Source organism: Morganella psychrotolerans, assembly GCF_965118875.1.
GTDB classification, from domain to species: domain Bacteria; phylum Pseudomonadota; class Gammaproteobacteria; order Enterobacterales; family Enterobacteriaceae; genus Morganella; species Morganella psychrotolerans_C.
Window position 1 is genome coordinate 1 of sequence record NZ_CBCPJD010000067.1, and the last position, 644, is coordinate 644.

At 40.8% G+C, this 644-nt stretch carries 2 protein-coding genes; both read right to left on the reverse strand.

The genetic code is table 11. The annotated features are described in order from the left end of the window. Positions 1-198, reverse strand: a 198-nt coding sequence (locus tag ACMHKJ_RS19350; protein WP_413496480.1) for a hypothetical protein, incomplete at its 3' end; no start/stop codon positions are given. Positions 199-217: 19 nt separating this feature from the next. Further along, positions 218-644, reverse strand: a 427-nt coding sequence (locus ACMHKJ_RS19355) for a phage tail tip fiber protein (RefSeq protein ID WP_413496482.1), incomplete at its 5' end; no start/stop codon positions are given.

A 644-nucleotide genomic window follows, 5' to 3' on the forward strand; every position in this document is an offset into this window, starting at 1 on the left:
ACCCTGCATTTCTGATCTATGGGTAACTATCGGGACAGCTATTATTTTCTCACCACCTTTCAGATACCGGCTGTCGAATGTCATACTTGTTTTTGAAAAGTCAACTTGTTCAGAGTGAATGACAAACGCAAGAGAATCTATAATATTGTCTATTTCACCAGTATCATGATAGACATTAAAAACCGGATTTTTAGCCATATGATTTCCTGTAATTTCATTATTTTAATGCTATTTCAATTTTGAGATTCCCGCGCTCATCCCGTAAATAAAGACCGGTTCCATCAAATGTCAGCCCTCCGCCGGTTTCATTCGAATTCATTTCAAATTTATTTTTTTTCGCATCAAGAATGAATCCTTGTTTACCCGGCACGTAGTTCTCAGACTGCATTTTGTCCGTGACCACAACTTCATTCAGCCAGGCTTTATTGATAAAGGCTTCGTTCATGAAAATCTGGCCGTCCTTCATGTACATGAACAAATCCATCTTCCCGTTTACCGGGTTATAAAACGCAAACTGCTGCGCGTTAAATCCCATGATGGTATCGACCTTACCGCCTTTCAGCTCCGCACCAATTACCATTCCTGCATCATAATTCACCCCGTCATACACAATACTGACCAGTGACTTCCAGATTGCCGATGCG